16 protein-coding genes are annotated in these 22,702 nt (G+C 54.6%); 10 read left to right on the top strand and 6 right to left on the bottom strand.

Annotated features, from left to right (window positions below; all coding sequences use genetic code 11):
* Positions 1-46 precede the first annotated feature (46 nt).
* The 3 genes from secD to VK738_08815 form a co-directional block, all read right to left on the bottom strand.
* The gene (gene secD, locus VK738_08825) at positions 47-1,666 is read right to left on the bottom strand and encodes a protein translocase subunit SecD (protein HTD22743.1); all 1,620 of its coding nucleotides are present in this window, start codon (positions 1,664-1,666) and stop codon (positions 47-49) included.
* A 2-nt stretch (positions 1,667-1,668) separates the two neighbouring features.
* Positions 1,669-1,995: a preprotein translocase subunit YajC gene (gene yajC, locus VK738_08820; GenBank protein ID HTD22742.1), complete on the bottom strand. Its 327-nt coding sequence runs from the start codon at positions 1,993-1,995 to the stop codon at positions 1,669-1,671.
* A gap of 232 nt (positions 1,996-2,227) precedes the next feature.
* A complete protein-coding gene (locus VK738_08815) occupies positions 2,228-3,523 on the bottom strand; it encodes a tRNA guanosine(34) transglycosylase Tgt (GenBank protein ID HTD22741.1) in 1,296 nt (431 codons plus the stop codon).
* A gap of 106 nt (positions 3,524-3,629) precedes the next feature.
* On the opposite strand from VK738_08815, the gene VK738_08810 reads away from it, so the two are divergent.
* From VK738_08810 to VK738_08785, 6 genes are all read left to right on the top strand, one after another.
* Complete coding sequence (locus tag VK738_08810; GenBank protein HTD22740.1) at positions 3,630-4,790, top strand: epoxide hydrolase; 1,161 nt, start codon at positions 3,630-3,632, stop codon at positions 4,788-4,790.
* Positions 4,791-4,956: 166 nt separating this feature from the next.
* Complete coding sequence (locus VK738_08805) at positions 4,957-5,856, top strand: DUF1003 domain-containing protein (protein ID HTD22739.1); 900 nt, start codon at positions 4,957-4,959, stop codon at positions 5,854-5,856.
* Between the two features lie 60 nt (positions 5,857-5,916).
* Entirely contained in the window at positions 5,917-6,237 is a 321-nt protein-coding gene (locus VK738_08800; GenBank protein HTD22738.1) for a hypothetical protein, read from the top strand.
* Between the two features lie 52 nt (positions 6,238-6,289).
* Positions 6,290-6,865 carry an isoprenylcysteine carboxylmethyltransferase family protein gene (locus VK738_08795; GenBank protein HTD22737.1) on the top strand — a complete coding sequence of 192 codons (576 nt, stop codon included), beginning with the start codon at positions 6,290-6,292 and terminating at the stop codon, positions 6,863-6,865.
* A 27-nt stretch (positions 6,866-6,892) separates the two neighbouring features.
* Positions 6,893-8,341, top strand: a complete 1,449-nt coding sequence (gene mnmE, locus VK738_08790; protein ID HTD22736.1) for a tRNA uridine-5-carboxymethylaminomethyl(34) synthesis GTPase MnmE — start codon at positions 6,893-6,895, stop codon at positions 8,339-8,341.
* 292 nt (positions 8,342-8,633) lie between these two features.
* On the top strand, positions 8,634-9,188 hold the full coding sequence (locus tag VK738_08785) for a hypothetical protein (protein ID HTD22735.1): 555 nt from the start codon (positions 8,634-8,636) through the stop codon (positions 9,186-9,188).
* Between the two features lie 190 nt (positions 9,189-9,378).
* On the opposite strand, the gene VK738_08780 is transcribed toward VK738_08785, so the two are convergent.
* A complete protein-coding gene (locus tag VK738_08780) occupies positions 9,379-10,176 on the bottom strand; it encodes a hypothetical protein (GenBank protein HTD22734.1) in 798 nt (265 codons plus the stop codon).
* Positions 10,177-10,310: 134 nt separating this feature from the next.
* On the opposite strand from VK738_08780, the gene VK738_08775 reads away from it, so the two are divergent.
* Complete coding sequence (locus VK738_08775; protein HTD22733.1) at positions 10,311-10,766, top strand: nuclear transport factor 2 family protein; 456 nt, start codon at positions 10,311-10,313, stop codon at positions 10,764-10,766.
* A 35-nt stretch (positions 10,767-10,801) separates the two neighbouring features.
* Here the strand turns inward: VK738_08775 and ruvA are convergent, their stop codons facing one another.
* Together ruvA and VK738_08765 are read right to left on the bottom strand one after the other, a co-directional pair.
* Positions 10,802-11,392, bottom strand: a complete 591-nt coding sequence (gene ruvA / locus VK738_08770) for a Holliday junction branch migration protein RuvA (protein HTD22732.1) — start codon at positions 11,390-11,392, stop codon at positions 10,802-10,804.
* Positions 11,393-11,551: 159 nt separating this feature from the next.
* Complete coding sequence (locus VK738_08765) at positions 11,552-12,304, bottom strand: hypothetical protein (GenBank protein HTD22731.1); 753 nt, start codon at positions 12,302-12,304, stop codon at positions 11,552-11,554.
* Positions 12,305-12,432: 128 nt separating this feature from the next.
* On the opposite strand from VK738_08765, the gene VK738_08760 reads away from it, so the two are divergent.
* From VK738_08760 to VK738_08750, 3 genes are all read left to right on the top strand, one after another.
* The gene (locus tag VK738_08760; protein ID HTD22730.1) at positions 12,433-13,485 is read left to right on the top strand and encodes a radical SAM protein; all 1,053 of its coding nucleotides are present in this window, start codon (positions 12,433-12,435) and stop codon (positions 13,483-13,485) included.
* Between the two features lie 413 nt (positions 13,486-13,898).
* The gene (locus VK738_08755) at positions 13,899-17,132 is read left to right on the top strand and encodes a carboxypeptidase regulatory-like domain-containing protein (GenBank protein ID HTD22729.1); all 3,234 of its coding nucleotides are present in this window, start codon (positions 13,899-13,901) and stop codon (positions 17,130-17,132) included.
* A gap of 527 nt (positions 17,133-17,659) precedes the next feature.
* Positions 17,660-22,534, top strand: a complete 4,875-nt coding sequence (locus tag VK738_08750) for an RHS repeat-associated core domain-containing protein (GenBank protein ID HTD22728.1) — start codon at positions 17,660-17,662, stop codon at positions 22,532-22,534.
* Positions 22,535-22,702: the final 168 nt, after the last annotated feature.

Here is a 22,702-nt window from a genome sequence, read left to right as displayed (position 1 = left end):
GCATTGGCATTTAGACCCTTGGGGTCGTTTGAGCTCAATGCCTCACTTAGATACTTAATGCTTCACCCCGCTCCTTGCGTTGCAGGCCGGCGTCAAAAATTACGCGCGAGACGAAGACCGCGGTAAAAATATTGGCCAGCAGACCAAAGCACAGGGTAATTGCAAATCCGCGCACCGGCCCGGTGCCAAATATGATCAGAATGAAGGCAGAAACAATCGTGGTCACGTGCGTATCAATGATTGTGAGCCAGGCCTTGCCGAAACCCTGGTCCACGGCTGCAGCCGGGGTTTTACCATTGCGCAGCTCTTCCCGAATGCGCTCGAAGATGAGCACGTTAGAATCTACGCCCATACCAATGGTCAGGATAACGCCGGCAATGCCGGGCAAAGTCAGTGTAGCGCCGCTGAAGCCCAGGAACCCGAGCAGAATCACTAGATTCAGAATCAGCGCCAGGTCGGCATTGATTCCAGAGAACCGGTAATAGATAAGCATGAAGAGCATCACCACCGACATGCCTATCACCGCTGCGGTCACGCCCTGGCGGATGGAGTCCGCGCCCAACGACGGACCCACAATCTCCTTTTGCAGAATTTGGATTCCCGCAGGCAGCGCACCGGAGCGCAGCTTGATGGTGAGGTCTTTAGCGGTCTCTGCGGTGAAGCCTCCCTCGATCAATCCAGAATCTCCAATTTCCGACTTAATGGTGGCAAACTCAACCACGCGATTATCCAGCACGATGGCCATGTAATCGCCTACATGGGCGCCGGTGAAGGCTTTGAAGCGCTCGCCTCCATCATTGGTAAGGTAAAAATTGACGATGGGTGCGCCGGTATCCTTGGTTGAAGTCTCAGCATCGCGGATATCGCGGCCGGTAATCACCGAGCTGCGATTCAGAACATAGACTAAATCTTTGGGTGCTGTGTCCCGTGCCCCGATGCTGCTGCCGTGAACCAGGACCGCATTGGGAGGCAGGCCGCCGGGGTGCGCCTGCAGCGCTTCTTGTTCAGAAGGATAAACCCGCTGATCAATGGCTCCGCGGACTTCCAGCATGGCGGTGGACTGAATAATGGTTATGGCGCGGTCCGGATCCACTCCCGGAAGCTGGACCACAATCTGATAATTTCCCAAACCGTGCTCTTCGATTAACGGTTCGCTCACGCCCAGAGCATCCACGCGCTGGCGAATGGTCTCAATGGCCTGGGTTACGGCCTGTTGTTTGATTTCGCTCACCCGGGTGCTCTTCAAGGTAAGCAAGTAGCTGTTGTCCGCGCCCGTACTGATGTCATATTGCGGGTAGCTGGCAAGAACATTATTGCGAAGGTTAGCGATGGCGCTGGCCGGGATGCCTTTGATGGCGATTTGCTCAGGATGATTGGCCGGGTCGGGCTTATAAATCTCTCCATAAGCAACATTGTTCTTGTTGAGCGACTCTTTGAGCCGTTCGGTGGTTACATCCGAGTCGGCATTTACGGCATCATTCACCATCACCTGCAAAATCAGGTGCGTCCCGCCCTTCAAATCCAGGCCGAGGTGAATGCGATCGAGCAGGGCCTGCTTCAGGCCTTCGCCATTCCACTTTTGCGGTATGCCGAAGATGCCATAAACAAAAATGAGCAGGACCGCGATGATAAAAGCTGTTTTACCGAGTAAATTTCTCTGCATCATGACTACTTCTTCTCACTCTCTTCCCCTTGCGCAAGAGAGACGACAGATGATTTGGAAACTTCGATGCGAAGATTGTCCGGGGGCACGCGCAGATGCACCGCATCCTCTTTCAGCGCGATGACCGTGCCGCGCAGGCCGCCGCTGGTGATCACCTTGTCGCCGGTCTTCAGGCCATCCAGCATGGCCTGCCATTTTTTCTGGCGGCGCTGTTGCGGAAGAATCAAAATTAAATAAGCAAACACCAGCATGGCGACAACCGGCAGAAAGGTATAGATGCCGGCACCGCCTCCCGGCGCCTGTAACATTGCGATAACCTGCGAAATTTCCATTTTGAAGTGTTCCGGCTACCTAGCCGTCTCTTTCCAGGACTCAATAGCTCCGGCGAACCAGCCGGTAACTGCCCCACACGCAACCCAACACACGTTTCCAGCCCGGGGGAAGACCTTTCTACAAGGGTTCTCGAACGGAAGGCGTGCTGCTGCTTCTATCTAAGGGCTCCGCAAAGCTTTGCTGCGCCCTCGCGCTTTTCTCGGCGCTCGCTGCGCGCTCACCCAAGGGAGTTCAGGCTCGTGACTGGATAGCAGAGTGGAGCGCTGAGATATCCCCAAGTCTTATAGAATGACGCACCCTGCGCATGGTGTCAAGATAGAAGGCTAGATTATGAATGCTGTTCAGAACCATGGCCAGCACCTCTCCGTTGGCATACAGATGGCGCAGATAGGCGCGGGTGTAGCGGGCACAGACCCGGCATCCGCAATTGGGGTCTAACGGCGATTGGTCCTGGGCATAACGCGCATTCTTGATGTTGACCTTGCCCTCGGAGGTATAGAGCAACCCGTGGCGGGCAGCGCGTGTGGGCAGCACGCAATCCATCATGTCCACCCCCATGAGCGCATAGCGCACAATCTCCTCAGGCGTACCTACGCCCATGACGTAGCGGGGCTTTTCTTTGGGCAGGCAAGGTAAGGTGGAATGCAGGACTTCTTCCGTCAACGCCCGTGGCTCGCCCACGCTCAACCCGCCGATGGCGTAGCCAGGGAAGTCCATAGCGACGATCTGCTCGGCCGATTGCTTCCGGAGATCTGTGTATATGCCGCCCTGCACGATACCGAAGAGGGACTGCGTGCAGTTTCCAGTTTCAAGTTTCGAGTTTCCAGAAACTATCTTTTGAGAAACTATCTCAGACATCTCAGACACATTTTCTTCGCGGAGCTTTGTATCAGGGCACGACTTTAGTCGTGCCGAAAAGCCCGCTAAGCTTGCGGGCTTTAGCCCCTGCGGGATTTCTCGGTTCTCCGACAATATCCACGGAACCTCATGTTTGTGCGCCTCAAAATGTTTTTTGCTGCGCTCTGCCCAGCGCACGGTCAGCTCCATGGATTGTTGTGCGCGGCGTCGCTCGGCGGGAAATTCAGTGCACTCATCGAACGCCATGATGATATCGGCGCCCAGGGAAATCTGCGCCGCCATGGTGCTCTCCGGAGTGAACATGTGCGTTGAGCCATCGAGATGCGAGCGAAACTCCACACCCTCTTCGCTGACCTTGCGCAGTTGGCTCAGGCTGAAAACCTGGAATCCTCCCGAATCGGTCAGCAAGGCCCGCTCCCAGGACATGAACTTGTGCAAGCCACCAAGCTGCCGCACCTGCGCAGCCCCGGGGCGCAGGTATAAATGATAGGTATTACCCAGCAGAATCTCGACACCCAGCTCTTCCAGAATCTCCTGCGGCACTCCCTTCACCGAGCCCAGGGTTCCGCACGGCATGAAGACCGGGGTTTCCACCTCACCGTGAGGTGTAATGAGTCTGCCCGCACGCGCCTCGCCGCACCTGGCCTCGATTTGAAAAGAGAGCGACATTCCTCTTGATTCTATCGTGCGGACGTAATCCTGCATTGCGTGCTGCAAAATGAAATCTGTCGATCAGAGTACAATTTTCAATGCAAAAAGGAACTCAACACCCCGCATGGCAATCGAACCTTTTAAAATCAATATCTCTGACGCAGCGCTCTCCGATCTCAAAGAGCGCCTGATCCGGACCCGGTGGCCGGACGCGATACCGCATTCGGGATGGGCCTATGGCCTCGATCTCGCCTACATGCACACCATTCGCGACTACTGGCTGAACCGCTTCGATTGGCGCCGGCATGAAGCGGAGTGGAACAAGCTGCCTCATTACCGCTTTCAGGCCGACGGGCTGCAAGTTCACTTCATCCATGTCCACGGACGCGGCCCTCGCCCTCTGCCTATCCTGCTCACCCACGGCTGGCCCGGATCGTTTATCGAGATGTTGAGGGTGGTGCCGCTGCTCACAGATCCACAGGCCTTCGGAGCAGGCCCGAATGATTCATTCGACGTTGTCGTCCCTTCGTTGCCAGGCTTCGGCTTTTCCGGCCGGCCCGAACAGCCAGGAATGAATACCTTCAAGATCGCCGGGATTTGGGTAAAGCTGATGCAGGAACTCGGTTACCCGAAGTTCCTCGCGCAGGGCGGCGACTTCGGCGCAAATGTTTCCACCGTCCTTGCCTGGAAGCACAAGGAGCACGTGCTCGGTCTTCACTTGAACTACATCCCGGGTTCGTACCACCCCTACGTGGATGTGGCCGAGTCGCCCATGACGGAAGAAGAACTCCGGTCTCAAGTGGAGGACGCCCGCTGGTTCGAAGAAAAGGGAGGATACTGCACCGTACAAAACACTCAACCGCAAACCCTGGCGTTTGCCCTGCATGACTCGCCCATGGGCCTGGCAGCGTGGCTGATTGATAAGTTCCGCGACTGGTCAGACTGCGACGGCGACGTGGAGCGCCGGTTCAGCAAAGACGACTTGCTGGCCAACGTGAGCTTGTATTGGCTCACCGAAACCACGGGCTCTTCCATGCGCCTGTACTTTGAACGCCGCCAGGCTCCTTTGCACTTCGGCAAAGGGGAGAGGATTTCTACTCCCACCGCCGTAGCCAGGTTCCCGAAAGAAGAGCCGTTCCCGGTCAGAAGCTGGGTCGAACGGGTTTACGATATTGCCCGCTGGACAACCATGCCCAAAGGAGGCCACTTCGCAGCCTGGGAGGAGCCGGAGTTGCTGGTCCAGGATATTCGGGAATTTGCGCGGCAGTTTCGGGCGCGTTCTTAAGAAAAAACTACCTGCCACGGATCAAGCGGATTCACAGCTCACCGCAGAGGGTTTTCAGGTCCGATTTTCTATTAATGTTTATCAATTGAACTCTGCCGCAAGAGTTGGCATGATGGCTTGGCATCATAAGTAACTGAGAGAACGACTATCTTGATGAGGTTGATTTATGGCTGCTGATCTGGCCCTCCTGGCGGAGGTGCCTTTATTCCAACTGCTCGACGAAGAAGAACGCAAGACTCTGGCCGAACTGGTTGACGTCCGCAACTTTGATAAAGGCGCAATCGTTTTTGCCTACGGCGACTCCGGTGACGCGCTTTATATTGTCCGCCGTGGCAGTGTGCAGGTTTACGTGGAGGACTGCACCGGCGACACCATCATCCTCTCAGAGAATCTCAGCGGCGATGTCTTCGGTGAAATCTCGTTGCTCGATGGCGGTCCCCGCACCGCAACCGCGGTTGCCACCGACGATACTGAGACTCTTGTCATGGATCGCGGAGACCTGCTCGACCTCATAACCCGGCACCCGCACGCCGCCATGGACCTGCTCGGCGTCATGGGCCGCCGCCTGCGCGCGACCGATGAACTGCTGCGCACTCACGTCTCGCGCAACCTGAACCTGGAAGAAGAAGAGCGCCTTACCCTGGGCCAGCACATTGCCGACCGCGTGGCCAGCTTCGGCGGATCGTGGACCTTCATCATCTCTTTCGGCGTCGTATTGCTGGCTTGGGTAGGATTGAATGTCTATTTGACCGTACAAGGAGCGCGACACGGGCTCGCGCCTGAGAAGGCCACCTTCGATCCTTATCCATTCATCCTGCTGAACCTTTTTCTCTCCATGCTGGCGGCGCTGCAGGCGCCGGTCATTATGATGTCGCAAAACCGGCAGGCCGCCAAAGACCGCCTCAAAGGCGACCTGGATTATGAAGTAAACCTCAAGGCGGAACTCGAAGTCGCCCAGCTCCATCACAAAGCAGACCGCATTTACGAAGAGATGCAGGCCAACTTCGCTCGCTTGCACAAAACCAACGGAAGCGCGCTGGAGAACCCCAGGGGAACGAAAGTTTAAAAAGTTTTTACATTGCGGAATGCAACTTTAAAGTAGAATCGCCGTTTTCCAAAAATCCCTATGATCATCTTCGGCACTCGCGGCGATACCCATGAACTTGGCGACTTGGGCATGCGTTCCTGTCCGGTCTGCCAGGCCGACCGGCCTTTCAAGACGGTCGTCTCTTACCGTTATTTTCACATTTGGTTCTTCTTCGGCATGGTCACCTCCCAAAAATTTATAGAGATGTGCACCATCTGCCGCCGTGGACGCGAAATCGCCTCGGAGAACGCCCGCAATCTGGTGAATACCTCGCCCATACCATTCATGCGGCGCTTTGGGCTGCTCATCCTGGTGGTCGTGGTCGTGGGAATTGTTGCCTACTCTTCCATGGCAAAGTAAGCCCTCGGTTTGAAGCTTCTGCTTTGACGTTCAAGTATCATCGATATCTCGTATGACTGACCTGATTAGTAATGCTTTTACCGCGCTTTGGATCATTTTTTTCGCGTATTGGCTGATTTCAGCTTTGCGTTTGAAGGCGGTCAAGACGCAAGAGTCCATGGGCTCGCGAATTGTGTATCAGGCGCCGCTGTGGGCAGCATGGATACTGCTCTTCACGCACTCCTCGCTCTGGGGAGTACTCGGACGAAGGCTTTGGCCTCAGAGTCTACTCGTAGCGGTAACGGGACTTATTCTCACTGCCCTTGGCATTGCTTTTGCTTTTTGGGCGCGCTACAGCCTGGGCCAAAATTGGAGCAGCAAGGTCACCATCAAGGTAGAGCATGAACTGATTCGCAACGGCCCCTACGCCTACGTGCGCCATCCTATCTATACCGGGATCCTGTTGGCTCTGGATGGAACTGCATTAGCTATCGGAGAATGGCGCGCCGTGATTGCAGTCGCGCTGGTTTGGATTGCGTTCTACACAAAAGCCCGCGTTGAAGAAAAGATGCTGGCGCAGGAATTTGGCGCTGCCTTCGAAGAGCACCGCCGGCGCACCGGTTTCTTTTTGCCGCGGCTTATCTCCTAAGGCTCTATAGCTGCTGCATATTCACAGTTGGCTTGCGCCCCGACGGCGCTCTCATCCGGCTCACCCATTACAATCAAAGCCGTGAACCTCGACGATACCATCGTCGCCGTCGCCACCCCGCCCGGACGCGGCGGCATCGGGGTTGTGCGCCTGGCCGGACCCGAAGCGCGCGCCATCGCCGGACCCATGCTGCGGCTTGCTTCTAAAGTTGGAGGTCATGAACTTGCTCCCGGCCGCGCTTCGTTTGGCGAGTTGATTGACCCGGCCACAGGCGAACGTATTGATGAAGTCGTAGCCACCTATTTTGCCAAGCCCCACTCCTACACGACCGATGACATCGTAGAAATCTCCGCCCACGGCGCCCCTGTAGTTTTGCAGCACATTGTCGCCATTGCTTTGCAACGCGGAGCGCGCCTGGCCGAGCCCGGCGAGTTCACCATGCGCGCATTTCTCAACGGCAGGCTCGATCTCACTCAGGCTGAGGCCGTGCGCGACCTGATTGACTCGCAAACTCTCTTTCAGGCGAAAGTAGCGGCCCAGCAACTTGAGGGCGCACTCTCCAAACGGCTCAAACCGATCAAGCAAAAGCTGGTAGATTTAATCGCCGTGCTTGAAGCCGGAGTGGATTTCGCCGAGGATGATGTTTCCGTCTTGCCGGGAGAAGAAATCCTCAAACGCATTGCCGCCGTGCGCGAGCCCCTCGAAGAGCTGGCGCAGTCGTTTGCCTACGGCAAGATCGTTCATGAAGGGTTGACCTTGGCGATTGTAGGGCGTCCGAATGTGGGCAAATCCAGCCTCTTCAACCGGCTGGTGGAGCGCGAGCGCGCCATCGTGACCGCCACGCCCGGCACCACCCGTGACCTGGTGAGCGAGACGGTTGCCATTGGCGGCATCCCCGTGCGCCTGGTGGATACGGCCGGAATCCGCACAGCGGCTGACGAAGCAGAAAGCCTCGGCATTCAGAAATCTTACGAAGCCCTGGCCGAGGCCGATTTGGTGCTGGTAGTTTTGGATGCGAGCAACTTGCACCCGGAGGAAGATGCGGCCTTGCAGGGCCGCCTGGAAAACCGCTCTGCGATTTTCGTGCAGAACAAATCAGATTTGGTCAAAGCGCCACATTTAAACAAAACCGCACAGGCAGCGCCGGCCGCTGGAAATCCCGCGCAACTGCGCACCTCGGCGGTGACCGGGGAAGGAATCTCAGAACTGCGCGAGGCCATCCTGAAGCAAATCGCAGGCGATCACGGCGCCCAACAGGAAAGTGGCATGCTGACCAACGTCCGCCATCAAGGGCTGGTGCGCGATTCGCTCGCCGCGCTCGATGCCGCCGTGGCCGCGATCAGGAACTCTATCCCTCACGAGATGCTTCTGCTCGATCTCTACAATGCCTTGCGTCCGCTGGACGCCATCACTGGCGCCACCACAACGGATGACATTCTGAATTTGATCTTCAGCAGTTTCTGTATCGGCAAATGAGAAGCATTCACCACAGAGACACAGAGGCACAGAGAAAACTGAGTGATTGTGTCATTGTGTACTTGAATCATGGTTGTTGCTATTGGTTTACTTTAATGAAGCAATGACTCAATGACCCGATGACTCAATCCTCTGTGTCTGTGTGGTGAACTTGTTTGGGTATTACCTTTGTAACGTAACCAAAGTAATTTCAGGATCGGCAACCTTTCCCTTAGGATTGGGTTAACACCTGCAGCCGATGTCAGGAGCACCACAGCAAGTGAACAGACCTGCCGGATGCAGGGAGGACAAAATGCGTAGATTACTTCGTTTCGTGATTGTGCTGATCAGTGTGATCGCGGCACCATCATGTTTTGCCCAATCGTTGCCAAGATTGGCAAATAGCCAAACGCCAACTTTGATTGCCAACAACTATCTCCCGATCACCGCAACAGCTCACGATGGAAGTACTGCTCTCAATCCCAAGCAGGCAGTCCAACAGCAGTCTGCGATTCCAGACGCCCCATCGCCGCTTCAAACAAGGTTGAACTTCGAACCCGCGAAATTAAGCTTCGAGGCTCCTGGTTACGAAGAGACGCTGACGAATCAAAACGTCTACGACCAGACTACGGCGCCCTCCAAGGACGGCAAACTGACTCACATGATCAACGGTATTATGCGCCGCTTTGATATGACCGATGTTGCCACCGCCCCTGGCATTCGAGCCAGCTCTGGACTCAGCGGCGATACCAGCTTTGCAGTCAGCCGCCATCTGGCCCTCCTTGGGAGCTACGAGCATAATTCGTATCCGTCGTTTGATACCATGGGGCTTGGCGTCGCCTTCACCTTCGGCCGCAATGCTAACTAATCACGCTTGCCAGTTCAATGACTCGATTCTGCAATGACTCAATCTGTCCCGCTTGCCCCGGCATGCCGTGGGACAGGCCGTGCATGACCCGATGATTCAATGACTCAATCCTCCGCGTCTCCGCGCCTCCGCGGTGGAATCGGCCTTGGCTGAATGCTGAGTGCTGACTGCTGAGTGCTGAGTGCTATTTCTATTTCGGGAAGAAAATTTCCCTGGGGTGGTCAAGTTCCTTTTCCGGATGCAGCCAGTTTGTGCCTTCAATAGGTTCGGCAATCACGTCCATCATGCCGGAGATATCCGCCAAGTCGTCTTTTTCGCGGTCGAAGTAGACCACCTGCTTCGCCGGATCAGAGGCAAAGGGGTCGAGAAACTTGAGTTTCGTAACTGAAAATTCACGCTGGCCATCGGCGAATCTTAACTCGTCGTAATTCATTCCTACATAAAGGTACGGGTGCCCCTTCCAAATCAGCATCAGAGGACGTCCCGCCTGCGGCGCCAGAATAAAAGGATCTACTCCCTGAGGCAGTCCGGAGACCGTGGTCGCCTCCAGGCGCACGTGACGCCCGTCATCGAGCACATATTCTCCGTTGATGTACTGGGGAAGCGAACTCAGGTCAAAGCTATCTTTGCAAACCTCGCCGCCATCGGCCTTGATGACCCAGTATTTCTGCTTCAGGTCCACATTCTGCGTATGCAGAATGGTTTCCAGGCCCGCAGCCCAGGCCCAGTTCTCGCATTTCTGCGACGCGGTTGCGCTCGAGAGGCCGGCAATATCCACAATCTGATCGGGATTAAGTTTAACGTTGGGCGGTGGTACCACGATCCTGTGGCGGAAGGTCAGCGCATCCCAAATCATCTTGCCGATCCTGGCCAACACCAGCGGGGAAACGGGAATTATGGCAAATGAAGGCAGGCATAGCATTACTACCATAGCTGCAACAGCAAACGGCCGGGTCCAACGGAAGCGCATGGGGCAACTATAGCGCACTTTGGCTGCTGATAGAGGGACATGTACAAAGATTCACAACCATTGAATTTGACGCAACGCGGGAACAATTCAAGTGTGCGCGGTGTCTCTTAACTCAAGTTGAGTTTGGTCCCAAATTCACGGAGGAGTTTGCCATGAAGCACTGGTTCATTTTCCTGAGCCTGAGTATTGTCCTGTGTTCTTTGGCGGCGGCACAATCGAGTGTGCCCGCACCCCAGACGCGCGTTCCCAGCGTAGAAGACGAGCTCGTCAAGCTGGAGCGCAGTTGGCTCGCGGCAGAGGCCTCCGGCGACATAACCACCCTTCGAGGTCTGATAGCAGATGATTTCATCGGTTCTTCATCTGGCGCCAAAGTCCTTACGAAAGATGACATTCTTCCGGCGCTGGAGGCCAACACAAACCGCTTTCCCAAATCTTCACTGGGCGAATCAACCGTACGCGTCTCCGGCGATTGTGCCGTACTGATGGGCACTGTGGTGTTTGACGATCCCAAGCTGGGTGGCTTGCGAGTGACCAACGTGTATCAGAAGCGTGGGGACGGCTGGCAGATGATTGCAGCGCATCTCTCGCCGACTCCGGCCGCGGAATAATCGCGTTAAGGTTTTCTCTTAACTCTGGTGCTTGGCTATTTGGCCATGGTAGCCAGGGCTTCGCGAAACAGCACCTCGAAAGATTGTTTCTCGCCATTTCTTGCAGAAGGAATGCGGCTCAGGGCGCGCTCTGCCAGGGAGCGCTGATATCCCAGGTTGACCAGGGCGGAGATCACGTCTTCCTCAATGGCCGTGGCCACGGGCGTCACCGGCGGCGCGGCAAATTGATCGAGCTTATCGCGCAACTCCAGCACCATGCGCTCGGCGGTTTTTTTGCCGATGCCGGGAATGCGCGTCAGCGTAGCCACGTCGTTTCCACGGATGGCAGCCACGACAGCCTCGGCAGACATGCCGCTCAAAATCGTAATGCCGAGTTTGGGGCCGATGCCGCTGACGCCGATTAATTTTTCAAAGAGCTGCTTCTCTGCGCGCTGCAAAAAACCAAACAATGCCAGCGCATCTTCGCGGACGTGAGTGTAAACATAGAGCGCGATCTCCTGGTCCAAGGCAGGAAGACCGGAATACGTGGGGATGGTGATGGCAAGTTCGTAGCCTACGCCCCCAGCTTCAACAATGGCATGGCTCGGACTCTTGGCAATCAGCTTTCCGCGCAGATGAGCAATCATTGTGGATTATTCTAGCCGCAGATTAACGCAGATCCGCGCAGATAAGAAATTTCATTGGAGACGCAAGGAAAGCATGGATCAGAGGTGCAAAGACTTTCCTTTGTTTCCCTTCGTGTCCTTACGTATTCCTTCGTGCCCTTTGTGGTTCAACTAAAGTTTTTACTGTCGTCTGCGGTAGTAGATATTGAATTCAAATCCCGGATTCGCTGGGAACAGTTCATGGATCTTATGCAGGCGCTCAGCCAACGCCGCCGGCGCCAGCAGCGGGTACTCGCGCTCGCGCAGCTCGTAGTAATCCACCTCATCAATCAGCAGGGCAAGCAGGTAGATGGCGATGGCATCGGAGAAGGCCGCGGCAAAGTAATCGTTCTTTGCCTTCTCCGCGCCCGGCGTTGCCGAGGTTGCCAGCTTACGGAATTCGTGGGCATCCAGGCTGGTTTCTCCGCGGGCTTTTTCTTCTACCTGCTTCCAAACCAGGTCGGCAAAAGCCTGCGAGACGCCGGCGCGCTCCACAAAAGCGTGGCCCACGTTGATGTAAAACTCAAAGGCGACGGAAAATTTATCGTCCATCAGGCGAGTGGAAATAAAGATGCATTGTGCGTCACCGCTGGCCAAATTACGGTGGCAATCAGCTTTGTCACTGAGCGCCACATCATAGCGCTCTGCGACCATGATTTCATCGCCGTCGCTCATCACCAGGGGCACAAAGTAATAGGCTTTTTTATCGAGCGCAGCGGCCACGGACCGGGGCACGGCAAGGATCATGCGCTCCAGCTCGTTCACGGCTAGCGCGGTTTCGCCCAAAGAGGTGTAGCATATTCCATTGGCCGCCTGGGCGACCTGGGCTGTGCGTACCACATCGGCTGCTCGCCGTATGGGCGTATGGGTCTTGAGTTCGGCTGTTTCTGACATCCAGATATTATTTTAACTTACTGTTTTTTTCCCTAACCGCTCAATTTATCGTAAACTTAGTGGTTAGCCCTAATTCATATATCTCACATACTAAAGCCAGTTGTAGAGGCAAAGAAAGGTTTTGAACAATGCGCCGGAAAGATTTGATGAAGTCTTGGGGACGAATCCTTGCGGGTAGTGCTCCCATGCTTTCCATCGAGATTACGCGCGAGTGCCCCCTAACCTGCCCTGGATGCTATGCCTACGGGGCTGACCACTTAGGTGGTGACGTAACCCTGACCCAGGTAGCCGATTTCCGCGGAGACCAGCTCGTAGAGGGCGTGGTCGGCCTGGTACGCAAACATAAGCCGCTGCAGGTTTCCCTGGTGGGCGGCGAGCCGCTGGTACGCCATAAGGAACTGAGCCGTATCCTGCCCCAATTGAGCGAGATGGGCGTGTACACCCTCATCGTGACCAGCGCCGTGATCCCCATTCCCATGGAATGGATGAAGCTGCCCCGGGTGACGATTGGGATTTCCATCGACGGCTTGCCCGAACATCACGATATCCGCCGCAAGCCGGCAACCTACGAACGCATCCTCAAGAACATCGAGGGACGCAAGGTCAACGTTCACTGGACCATCGTGCAGAACAACATGGAGCGTCCTAACTACCGCGAGGAATATGTAAAGTTCTGGAGTGAGCGGCCTGAGATTGACCGCATTTGGGTTAGCACCTATACCCCGCAATTGGGAGAGAAAACGCCCGAGATGCTTACCCCCGAATCGCGCAAGCAGTTGAGCGCAGAACTGGTTGGTCTCTCCAACACTTACAAGAAACTGCTTTGGAGCAACTATCTCTCTGAAGCCATGCTGACGCCGCCGCAAAGTCCTGATGAGTGCATTTTCTCCAGGATGTCCATCAACTATACGGCTGATCTGAAGAAGCTCGTTGAACCATGCGTATTCGGCGGCACGCCGGATTGCAGCCAGTGCGGCTGCGCCATCAGCATCGGGGCCCATAGAATTGGTCACCACAAGGTTGGCGGTATTTTACCTGCCCGTTACCTGATGGAAGGTTCAGTCAAGATCGGCAAAGTCGTGGCGGCCATGAACTCTAAATCCCAGGATTTGGTGCGCTGGGGAAAACGCCCCGCAGCCAAGCCGCAAGCCCCAGACTTGGTAAATATCCAAGTCGAATAAAGAGCTTGTTTATAGAGAGCTTGTTTCATTATTTAAATTTAATCGCTTGTTTCATTTTGCGCCGCTCGCGGCGCAGGTGGGAGCCCCCGGCTTTAGCCGGGGGTAGAGTTTAAATAGGAATTGGGCTTCAGCCCCGGATTAATTTCGCTCATAAAAAACCTTGCCTACCAAATTCAGTATCCCAGCCCCAAAACTCTTAAAAACCGTAGGCACGCCTACCTTCTACCTTTACAATCCCATCTAAATCAACTGCTTACGTTCCCACCCTTTGGTACGTCTCATGCATGTATATAATGCTCTGCATCCCACACGTGAAATCGCATTCCCAGAGCTGCAGTAGACCCTCAAAACTCAGTACTTAAATAGCCGGAAAAATACCGGCCCAACAAATCTGTTCTTAGGAGAGAGCTTTTATGTTTACCAACATACGTGTTGTGTTCCTGGGTGCTATTGTTGCTTTGCTCGCCTGCATCCCCGCCGCCTGGAGTCAATCCACCAGCACCATTCGGGGAACCGTCACTGATTCCTCCGGTGCGGTTGTAACCAATGCCAAAGTGACCATCCACAATCAGGCCACCTCTGAAGAACGCATTACCCAGACCGACAGTGCCGGTAACTACATCGCGCCTTCGCTGCCCGTAGGCACCTATCGGATCACCGCGCAGGCGACGGGCATGCAGACCGCCGTGGCCAGCAACCTGGTCCTCGAAGTGGCCCGCACGGTCGAACAGGATTTCAAACTCAAAGTCACCGACGTCTCCCAAACCATCGAAGTCACCGGCGCAGCTCCGGTCATTGAAGGGACAACCGTCGGCGTGGGCCAGGTCGTCAACCAGAACACAGTCCAGCAGATCCCACTCAACGGCCGCCACTTTGTGGATATGGGCCTGCTGGTCGCTGGCTCCGTAACTCCTCCGCAGGTCGGCAACCTGACTGCTCCTTTGCGCGGACAGGGATCATTCTCTTTCAACACTGCAGGCTCCCGCGAAGACGCCGTCAACTTCATGATTAACGGCATCAACCTGAACGACATGGTGCAGAACCAGATCACCTTTCAACCCTCGATCAATACGGTCTCTGAATTCAAGGTTGATAATCAGACCTACGGCGCCGAATACGGCCGCAACTCAGGAGCCATCGTTAACATCGCGACCCGCTCTGGAACAAATGCCCTACATGGCGAGATCTTTGAGTTTGTGCGCAACCACGCTTTTGATGCGCGTAACTTCTTCAATAAGGAAACCAGCCCGACCGGCCAACACCTTCGCCAGTCCACCTTTAAGCGCAATAACTTCGGCGGCGCGGTGGGCGGGCCGATCTGGAAAGATCGCACGTTTTTCTTCTTGAGCTATGAAGCGCTGCGTCAACGTCAGGGAGTTGATACCAGTGCCACAGTACTGTCGCCGACTGACCGCGCAGGTGTAACCAGTCCTGTGATCCAGCAGTTGCTGCAGTTCATCCCACTGCCAAACTCGGGTACCAGCTTCATCAGCTCAGCCCTTGCCCCGGTTAACATTGATCAAGGAACCGCTGACATCAGCCACTCCTTCAACAGCAATGATCGTCTGCACGGCTACTATGCGTTGCAGCAGGACCTGCGCCAGGAACCTATCTTGCAGGGCAATAACATTCCCGGCTTTGGCGATACGCGCCACTCGCGCCGTCAGATCTTCACGTTGAACGAGACGCACGTCTTCTCGTCGAATTGGGTCAATGAGGCGCGCTTGGGGGTTAACCGCATTTTTATTACCTTCGCACCGAACGTGGCACTCAATCCGGCGACCTTCGGCATCAGCGACGGAGTCACCACTGCGATTGGATTGCCCCAAATTCAGGTGAACGGGCTCGGTGGCGTTGGTCTTAACTTTGGCGGGCCTTCCGGCTTCCCCCAGGGGCGCGGCGACAGCACGGCAGTTCTCTCCGACACCATCACCTGGCTGCACGGCAACCACAGCATCAAATTCGGCGGCGAGTTCCGCCGCTTCAATGGCAACAGCTTCACCGGTGATACCGGCAGATTCACCTTCAACAACCTTGCCGCCTTTCAAGCGGGCACTGCCAGCCAATTTGTAGTTACGCCGGGTAACCGTCCCAGCCGCATCGCTGTCAATGCTCTGGGCTTCTTTGTAACGGATAATTACAAAGTGCTGCCCTATTTCACGCTGGACCTGGGTTTGCGGCTGGATTGGAACGTGTCTCCCACCGAGGCACGCAACCGCTTTGTGAACTTTGATCCGGCGACGAGTTCGCTGGTGCAAGTGGGGAAGGGAGTTGGCGATGTTTACAACCAGAATGCCTACTTGCAGCCGCGCGTAGGCTTTGCCTGGGACCTGTTCCATGATGGGAAGACCATCCTGCGCTCCGCTTATGGCTACACCGTGGATCAGCCCACCTCAAATCTGGTGACCCCTTTGTCCTCCAACCCGCCCTTTGCCAATCCGATTAATTTCGCAGGAACCATAAATATAGCCAATGCATTCACTGCGGTAACGGCAGCGAATACGCTTTCACCCAACGCCGTGAACCACAACCTGAAAGATGCCTATGTTCAGCAGTGGAACCTGAACGTTCAGCAGCAAGTCACGCCCACGCTGGGAATCATGATCGGCTACTTCGGATCAAAGGGAACTCATTTGCGGCTGGTGCGAAATCTGAATCAAATAGAGTTTCCAATATCCACTTCGAGCAACATCGTGCGCCCATTTACAACCCTTGCCAGCAGCTCGTCATTCGCCTGCCCGGTCGCACCGGCAACAACCTGTCCTACGCTTACCAATATCCCCGAGATTGATGATGCCAGCAACTCCAGTTATAACGCCCTGTGGGCCTCAGCGACCAAGCGCATCTCGCACGGCCTTGAGTTCAGTGCTTCTTACACCTGGTCCAAGTCGCTGGATGACAACTCCTTGGGTTCGCAGCAAGGAACAACGGTTCCACTGGAAGACAGCACCAATCCGCGCCTGAACTACGGCCTCTCCGACTACGATGCTCGCCATCGCTTCGTTCTCAGCGGCCTCTACGACCTGCCATTTCATGGCAATCGCTTCATCGAAGGCTGGGAGTTCGCTAGCATTGCTCAATTCCAAAGCGGGAACCCGGTGAATGTGGTCACGTTGGCCAACTTTACAGGTACAGCAGGAAACACGATCCGGCCTGACCAACTGGCTCCTGTCAGTGTCGTTAATCACATCATTACAGACGTCACCACTGGCAATGCAGGACTCGTTCAGTGGTTCACCAACAACGGAAGCAACACCGTGTGCAACCTTGGCTCCCCAGTTCCCACGGGCTGCCTCTTCGCCGTTCCCACCAACCTTACCACCGTCTTGGGTCAGCCAACGACCCGCTTCGGAACCATGAAGCGGAACTCGCTCCTTGGGCCTGGCTTCCAAAACGTGGATCTCTCGCTCATCAAGAACACGAAAATCACCGAGCGAGTGATGGCTGAATTGCGGGTGGAGTTCTTCAACATACTCAATCATCCCAACTTTGGCCAACCCAATACTTCGGGCTCAGTGAACTCCGTGTTGAGTGTTGTGACTCCTGGCAAGCCGAACCCATTTGGCATAATCAACAGCACCCGCTTCCCGACCGGTGACTCCGGCTCGGCCCGTCAGATTCAGTTTGCCGTGAAGTTTAAGTTCTGATTTGGGAATTGTTCTGATTCGGGAAAATTTACCCTTCTCAAAGCACCAGCCTCGAACGGGCTGGTGCTTTTTTATCGAGAAAAGTCACTATTGTTAAAAAATAGCTAATCCTATTGAACAAATAATCCGCGAGCGTTATCTTAAGAGGCGTGTTAGCAGTTTTTCGCAGAGCCCCTACTGCGGGTTAACTGTTTGCAACAAGCCTCTGGCCTGTTCTTCAAGAAAGCCTGCAGGAAAATAACTTCAGCCGAGATGTTCAGCATTTTTTCGCGTCGTAGAAACCTCAACAATCGCAGAACCGTAAAAATTTAAGAGGAAATATCCAAATGAGCAGAGCCATTTATAGCATAGTAATAGTCCTCGCATTCTCTTTAGCTTTATTTGCACAAGATAACGCAAATACCCAAAAGGGATTCTTACCCTACGGCTCTTACCAAGAGGGTGGCATCGATTCGGTGAGTTTATCGAGTGGCGCCCTCATTCTGCACGCTCCCTTTTATTCTCTTCCACAGCGCGGAAGTCTCACAATGAACTTGTTCCTTGGCTCCAACAGCAAAGGCTATCGTCTGCAGTATGAGTGCGATAACACCGGAATAGACTGCTTGTGGTACTGGAGAGGGGGCCCCACCGGCGTGCAAATCGGTTGGGACCAGGCTTATGAAGAGGACCCAGTCGCAGTTTATGAGTGGCGAAATTCCCAGTTGTGGCCTTCGTACACGCGTGCAGATGTCATGACTCCAGACGGAGGCAACCATCATCTTATGTATACGGGGTCTGTTGCAACTTCTGAGCTTAGGTCATTCGATGGAAGTGGCATCCGTAGCTCCGCCGTTGGCGGAGACGCTCCAGCAAGTGGAATCTTCGACCGATATGGCAACTATCACAGTGCTAACAACGGTTCCGCTCCGCCTGTTGTTCTGGCCGAAGATCCGAATGGAAATCAGATCATATGGCAAGGCGGGTTGCCTCCTGCACCACCGGTGATTTCCGATACATTAGGTCGAACGATGATTTGGCCTATTTACCCTATCGGTTCTGAGAGCTACTTTGTCTATAGACTGGGCATCGCCACATCGGACTTCAGCGGTTGTACAGGGCCGTTGCCTATCACATCAGCTACTTTGTGGACTTTACCCGGCGCAGTAAATGGTAGCTACCCAGTAAAGCTGTGTTACGCAAAGGCCAGCATTCTTTCCAACTTTCCTGCAGGAGATGTTCAGGTTCAAGCAACCGGGGAGACTCTTCAAAGTATCGTTCTTCCCAACGGCACCGCTTGGAGCTTCGAATATAACAGCCGTAGCCCTGGGGATCCTCCAAATGTCAATTATGGCGATTTGACGAAAATAACGCTTCCAACCGGAGGAACGATCTCTTATAGCTGGGATAACTTATCGCTTTGTGGTAGTTCTATAACTGACTTAAGCCGTGTTGTTACGAGCCGAACCATTGACGCCAATGACGGCACTGGTCCGCATACATTTACGTATGCTTACAGCTTCTCAACCGGGCCCGCGCTCACTACAACAGTTACTGATCCACAAGGCAACCAGAGCATTCACGCTTTCACGGTGTTTGCAGTACCGAATAATTGTACCTACTATGAAACTCGTGCGCAGGACTTCCAAGGTTCTAGTGCGGCAGGAGTGGTACTCAAAACAGTAACAACCGACTATCAGAGTACTTCAGTAGATATAACTACAGACCCAAATTTCTCTTCAGTTGCTTGGGCGGTCCAACCCATCCGTACAACCACAACCTGGCCAAATGGTCAGAACTCCAAAGTAGAGCAAGACTACAGCAACGACTTCCCGCTTCCAAGTGCAACTTCCTCACACGGATCAGTGGGGACTATAGCCGCGCGCCGCGAATATGACTACGGGTCCAGCACGCCGACGCGAACGACCACATACTCTTACCTCTATCAGTCCAATCCGGCCTACTTTAGTCGCAATATTGTGGAAAGGGCTACAGTCCAGACTGTCATCGCTTCTAATGGCTCCACCGCTGCCCAAACCATCAACACCTACGACAGCACAGGCGTACAAAGCGATTTAGGCGGGGCACCCAACCACGATGGCAACTTTTCCACTGTGTACACCACCCGCGGCAACCTGACGCAGGTGCAGCACTGGCTGAATCCGGGCAATACGTACATGACGACTTCAACCAATTACTACGACGACCTGGGAAATCTGCGGCAGACGACCGACGCTCGGGGGTACTCGACGACCTTTGACTATTCCGATAGCTGGTGGGGTGGCGGAAACTGCGTTCCAGGCGGGTACAACACACAGGCCTATCTACGACAGGTCACCAATGCCCTGAACTATCAAGAGCAATACGACTACTACTATCCTTGCACCGGATTGCTGGCCCACACCCGTGATACAAACGATCTAGCCAATAGCCGCAACGGCACAATCTTCACCTACGATTTCTTGAACCGCCCGTTGCAGGTCACCCGTACCGATGGCGGCCAGACCAACTATTTTTACAACGACAATCTCGCCAGCTTCCCCAACTTCTACATTGACCGGCAAGACCTGATTGACTCTGCTTCCAACACCTGGGCGGAATCATGGACTGGGTTCGATGGCATAGGCCGGGTTAACCGCACGGCCAAGCGCAATGGCGAACCGGGCGCCAACATTACCGACCAGGGCGACACTTGCTACGATGCCCTAGGCCGAAAGTCCTTCGTCCGCTACCCATATCAGGGACCGGGCTGGAACAGTAGCTCTTACCCCTGTTCCAACTCTTCCTCCACTCCTGGCGATACATTCACCTACGACGCAATGGGCCGGGTGACACAGGTTACCAACGCTGATGGTAGTACCGTCATCACAGATTATTCACAGTTCCCGATTGTCACCGTCACCGACCAGGCCGGCAAACGGCGCCGCAGTCAGACCGATGCGTTCGGCAGGCTTATCGCAGTCTGGGAACCGGATGCCAACGGTAATTTCACCTACGAGACTGACTACCAGTACGACACGCTCGATAACTTGGTCCGCGTAGACCAGAAGGGCGGCGATCCTAGTCCGGCGAACTGGCGTACGCGCCTGTTCTCCTACGATTCGCTCTCGCGTCTGCTGAGTACCACCAATCCAGAGTCCGGAACAATAACTTACGCCTACGATAACGCCAGCAATCTGATCTCAAAGATCGCCCCGGCACCCAACCAGACGGGCACGGCCACACTCACTACTACCTACGGCTACGACGCGCTGAACCGGCTGACAGGGAAATCCTACTCCTCAGGGGGAGGCGTAGTTTACGTCTATGATCAGAGCACTCTCTGGGGAATTTCCATCCAGAACGGATGGGGCCGCCTCAGCTCGGAATACAATTACGCGGCAACAGGAAATGGAGACTCGGTAGGATTCCTGAACAGTTATGACCCACTAGGCCGCACGGTTTACCAGCTTCAGTTCAACCAGCGCATTCCCACGCAAGTCAACAAGGAATTCCGCTACGCTTACAACCTTGATGGCTCTCTGAAGACAGTTACGTATCCCAGTGGGCGGCTAGTCACCTATACCTACAATAAGGCCCAAAGGCCGATCTCTGCGGCGAACACCGCCACCACTTTCGCCACAGGCGCGCATTACACCGCCTGGGGCGCACTCAGCAGCGTGGTGAACAGCGGCATGACCACCACCGATTACTACAACCTGCGCATGCAGCCGTGCCGTCTGGCTACGAACAGTGCAGGCGTTGTGTCCAGTTCAAATCCGTGTACTGACTCCACGAACTTGGGCAATGTGCTGGATCTGGGTTATGACTTCAACTCCTGCAACGGTAATGGAGGCAACAACGGCAACGTCTGCCGGTTAATCAACAACAAGATTGGCCAAAGCGCACGCTCCCAGAGCTTCCAATATGACGCCCTGAACCGGTTGCTTTCAGCCACTTCCGCGAATTGGAACCAAAGTTACACCTATGACATCTGGGGAAATCTGTATAAAAAGACCGTCGGAGGGACAGTTGTACCACCCGACGCTGCCCTGGATTTGACTGTAAATGGTGTGAGTACGATCAATAACAAAAATCAAGCGGCACAAAACTGGTGCTACGACGCTGCCGGAAACATTGTTGATCCTAATCAGCCCTGCCCAGCTACTCCTCCTAGCAGCTATTCTAACGTCTACGACGGAGAGAACCGGCTGACCTATGCGACGGTTGGCGGTCTCACCAGCTCTTATGACTATGACGCCGACGGACTGCGGGTAAAAAAGACTGGAAGCACCAATACTCTGTATTGGTACGGACCGGGGGGCGAAGTGTTAGAAGAAACCGACCTCAACGGCAATCTGCAAAATGAGTATGTTTTCTTCGGCGGCAAGCGCACGGCGCGGTACAACGCGACAAGCGGATACACGTTCTACTTTAGCGATCATCTCGGCTCTGCGGATGTTGTCACGGATGCCCTAGGCAACATCAAAGAGGAATCGGATTACTATCCCTTCGGCGGCGAGCGCATAATTACCGACCTAGGCATCGGCAACAACTATAAGTTCACCGGCAAAGAACGCGACACCGAAACCGGCTGCGACTACTTTGGAGCCCGCTATTACTGCAATCCCATTGGACGATTCCTAACCCCAGATAAGCCATTTGCGGACCAGCATCCCGCGAACCCTCAATCGTGGAATTTATATACCTACACTAGGAACAATCCGCTGAAATTCATAGACGATACGGGAGAGGGAGCCCAACTAGCTAAATCGGCGGCTGTCAATGCTGCCTTGAGCAGTGATCCCACATTCAACAGCGTGCTTTTGGCCGCTAATAATTTCAGTCCTGGTGGTTTCGAAGATGCCCTCAATTCTGGCAGTCTCTCAAACCTGAATGAGGGCGCCGGTAACACACTTCGGGGGCTGGCTGGCGAAGCCACTGTCATTGATCATATCCGTGAAGAAGGTGATGGTCCCGCTCCATCGCCGATAGACCTTCCTGATGTTCATCCTGACATCGGTGTTAGGATGCAGAATAGTCCGTTGTTCCCGGTTGCGCCCCAACTGCTTAACGTGGCCACTGCTTCCAATCCCGTCGGTCTGGGTAATGACATAACTCTCAGCCCAACCATCTACGTGAGGTATGTGGAGGTTAAGTCCGGGGTCAGCGCTAGCTCATTCAGTACGGGTGTAGACCAAGCTGTTGCTACGGCCGCGGCGATTAACAAGGCTGGGAAGAGTGGGAGTGCGATTTCGACGTTGGTAGTAGATGCTACTGCCTGGGGTAAACTGAAGCCGGGACAGCGAGCAGACCTTATAACTCGAGCACAAGCCGGCGGAGCCTACATCCAGGTTCAACTTGGACTAGCGGGCGAGGCGCGAGATAGGGCGCAGAACTTGATTAATAAGGTACAGAATGCGCGGGATGAGATTGATAGAGAGTAGCCCTGATGACTTTGAGGCAATCACCGACGCACTGGCATCTAACGGGGTTCCTATCGTTCTTATGGTGTCTAGTTGTAGGAACACTCTTCAGCAATCGTGCGATGGGGCAGGATGGGAATCAACTTAAAGTAATTAAAGTAAATAAGGCAGTGGATGCAAAGGTGGAAA

This window comes from Terriglobales bacterium, assembly GCA_035487355.1.
GTDB lineage: Bacteria > Acidobacteriota > Terriglobia > Terriglobales > Acidobacteriaceae > QIAW01.
Note: the sequence above shows the minus strand (reverse complement) of the source record. Positions and strands in the feature narration are given on the sequence as shown.

Excerpts from the sequence above, each read along its gene's own strand:
- secD (HTD22743.1), bottom strand. The coding sequence starts at position 1,666 with ATGATGCAGAGAAATTTACTCGGTAAAACAGCTTTTATCATCGCGGTC.
- yajC (HTD22742.1), bottom strand. The coding sequence starts at position 1,995 with ATGGAAATTTCGCAGGTTATCGCAATGTTACAGGCGCCGGGAGGCGGT.
- VK738_08815 (HTD22741.1), bottom strand. The coding sequence starts at position 3,523 with ATGTCGCTCTCTTTTCAAATCGAGGCCAGGTGCGGCGAGGCGCGTGCG.
- VK738_08810 (HTD22740.1), top strand. The coding sequence starts at position 3,630 with ATGGCAATCGAACCTTTTAAAATCAATATCTCTGACGCAGCGCTCTCC.
- VK738_08805 (HTD22739.1), top strand. The coding sequence starts at position 4,957 with ATGGCTGCTGATCTGGCCCTCCTGGCGGAGGTGCCTTTATTCCAACTG.
- VK738_08800 (HTD22738.1), top strand. The coding sequence starts at position 5,917 with ATGATCATCTTCGGCACTCGCGGCGATACCCATGAACTTGGCGACTTG.
- VK738_08795 (HTD22737.1), top strand. The coding sequence starts at position 6,290 with ATGACTGACCTGATTAGTAATGCTTTTACCGCGCTTTGGATCATTTTT.
- VK738_08785 (HTD22735.1), top strand. The coding sequence starts at position 8,634 with ATGCGTAGATTACTTCGTTTCGTGATTGTGCTGATCAGTGTGATCGCG.
- VK738_08775 (HTD22733.1), top strand. The coding sequence starts at position 10,311 with ATGAAGCACTGGTTCATTTTCCTGAGCCTGAGTATTGTCCTGTGTTCT.
- ruvA (HTD22732.1), bottom strand. The coding sequence starts at position 11,392 with ATGATTGCTCATCTGCGCGGAAAGCTGATTGCCAAGAGTCCGAGCCAT.
- VK738_08765 (HTD22731.1), bottom strand. The coding sequence starts at position 12,304 with ATGTCAGAAACAGCCGAACTCAAGACCCATACGCCCATACGGCGAGCA.
- VK738_08760 (HTD22730.1), top strand. The coding sequence starts at position 12,433 with ATGCGCCGGAAAGATTTGATGAAGTCTTGGGGACGAATCCTTGCGGGT.
- VK738_08755 (HTD22729.1), top strand. The coding sequence starts at position 13,899 with ATGTTTACCAACATACGTGTTGTGTTCCTGGGTGCTATTGTTGCTTTG.
- VK738_08750 (HTD22728.1), top strand. The coding sequence starts at position 17,660 with ATGAACTTGTTCCTTGGCTCCAACAGCAAAGGCTATCGTCTGCAGTAT.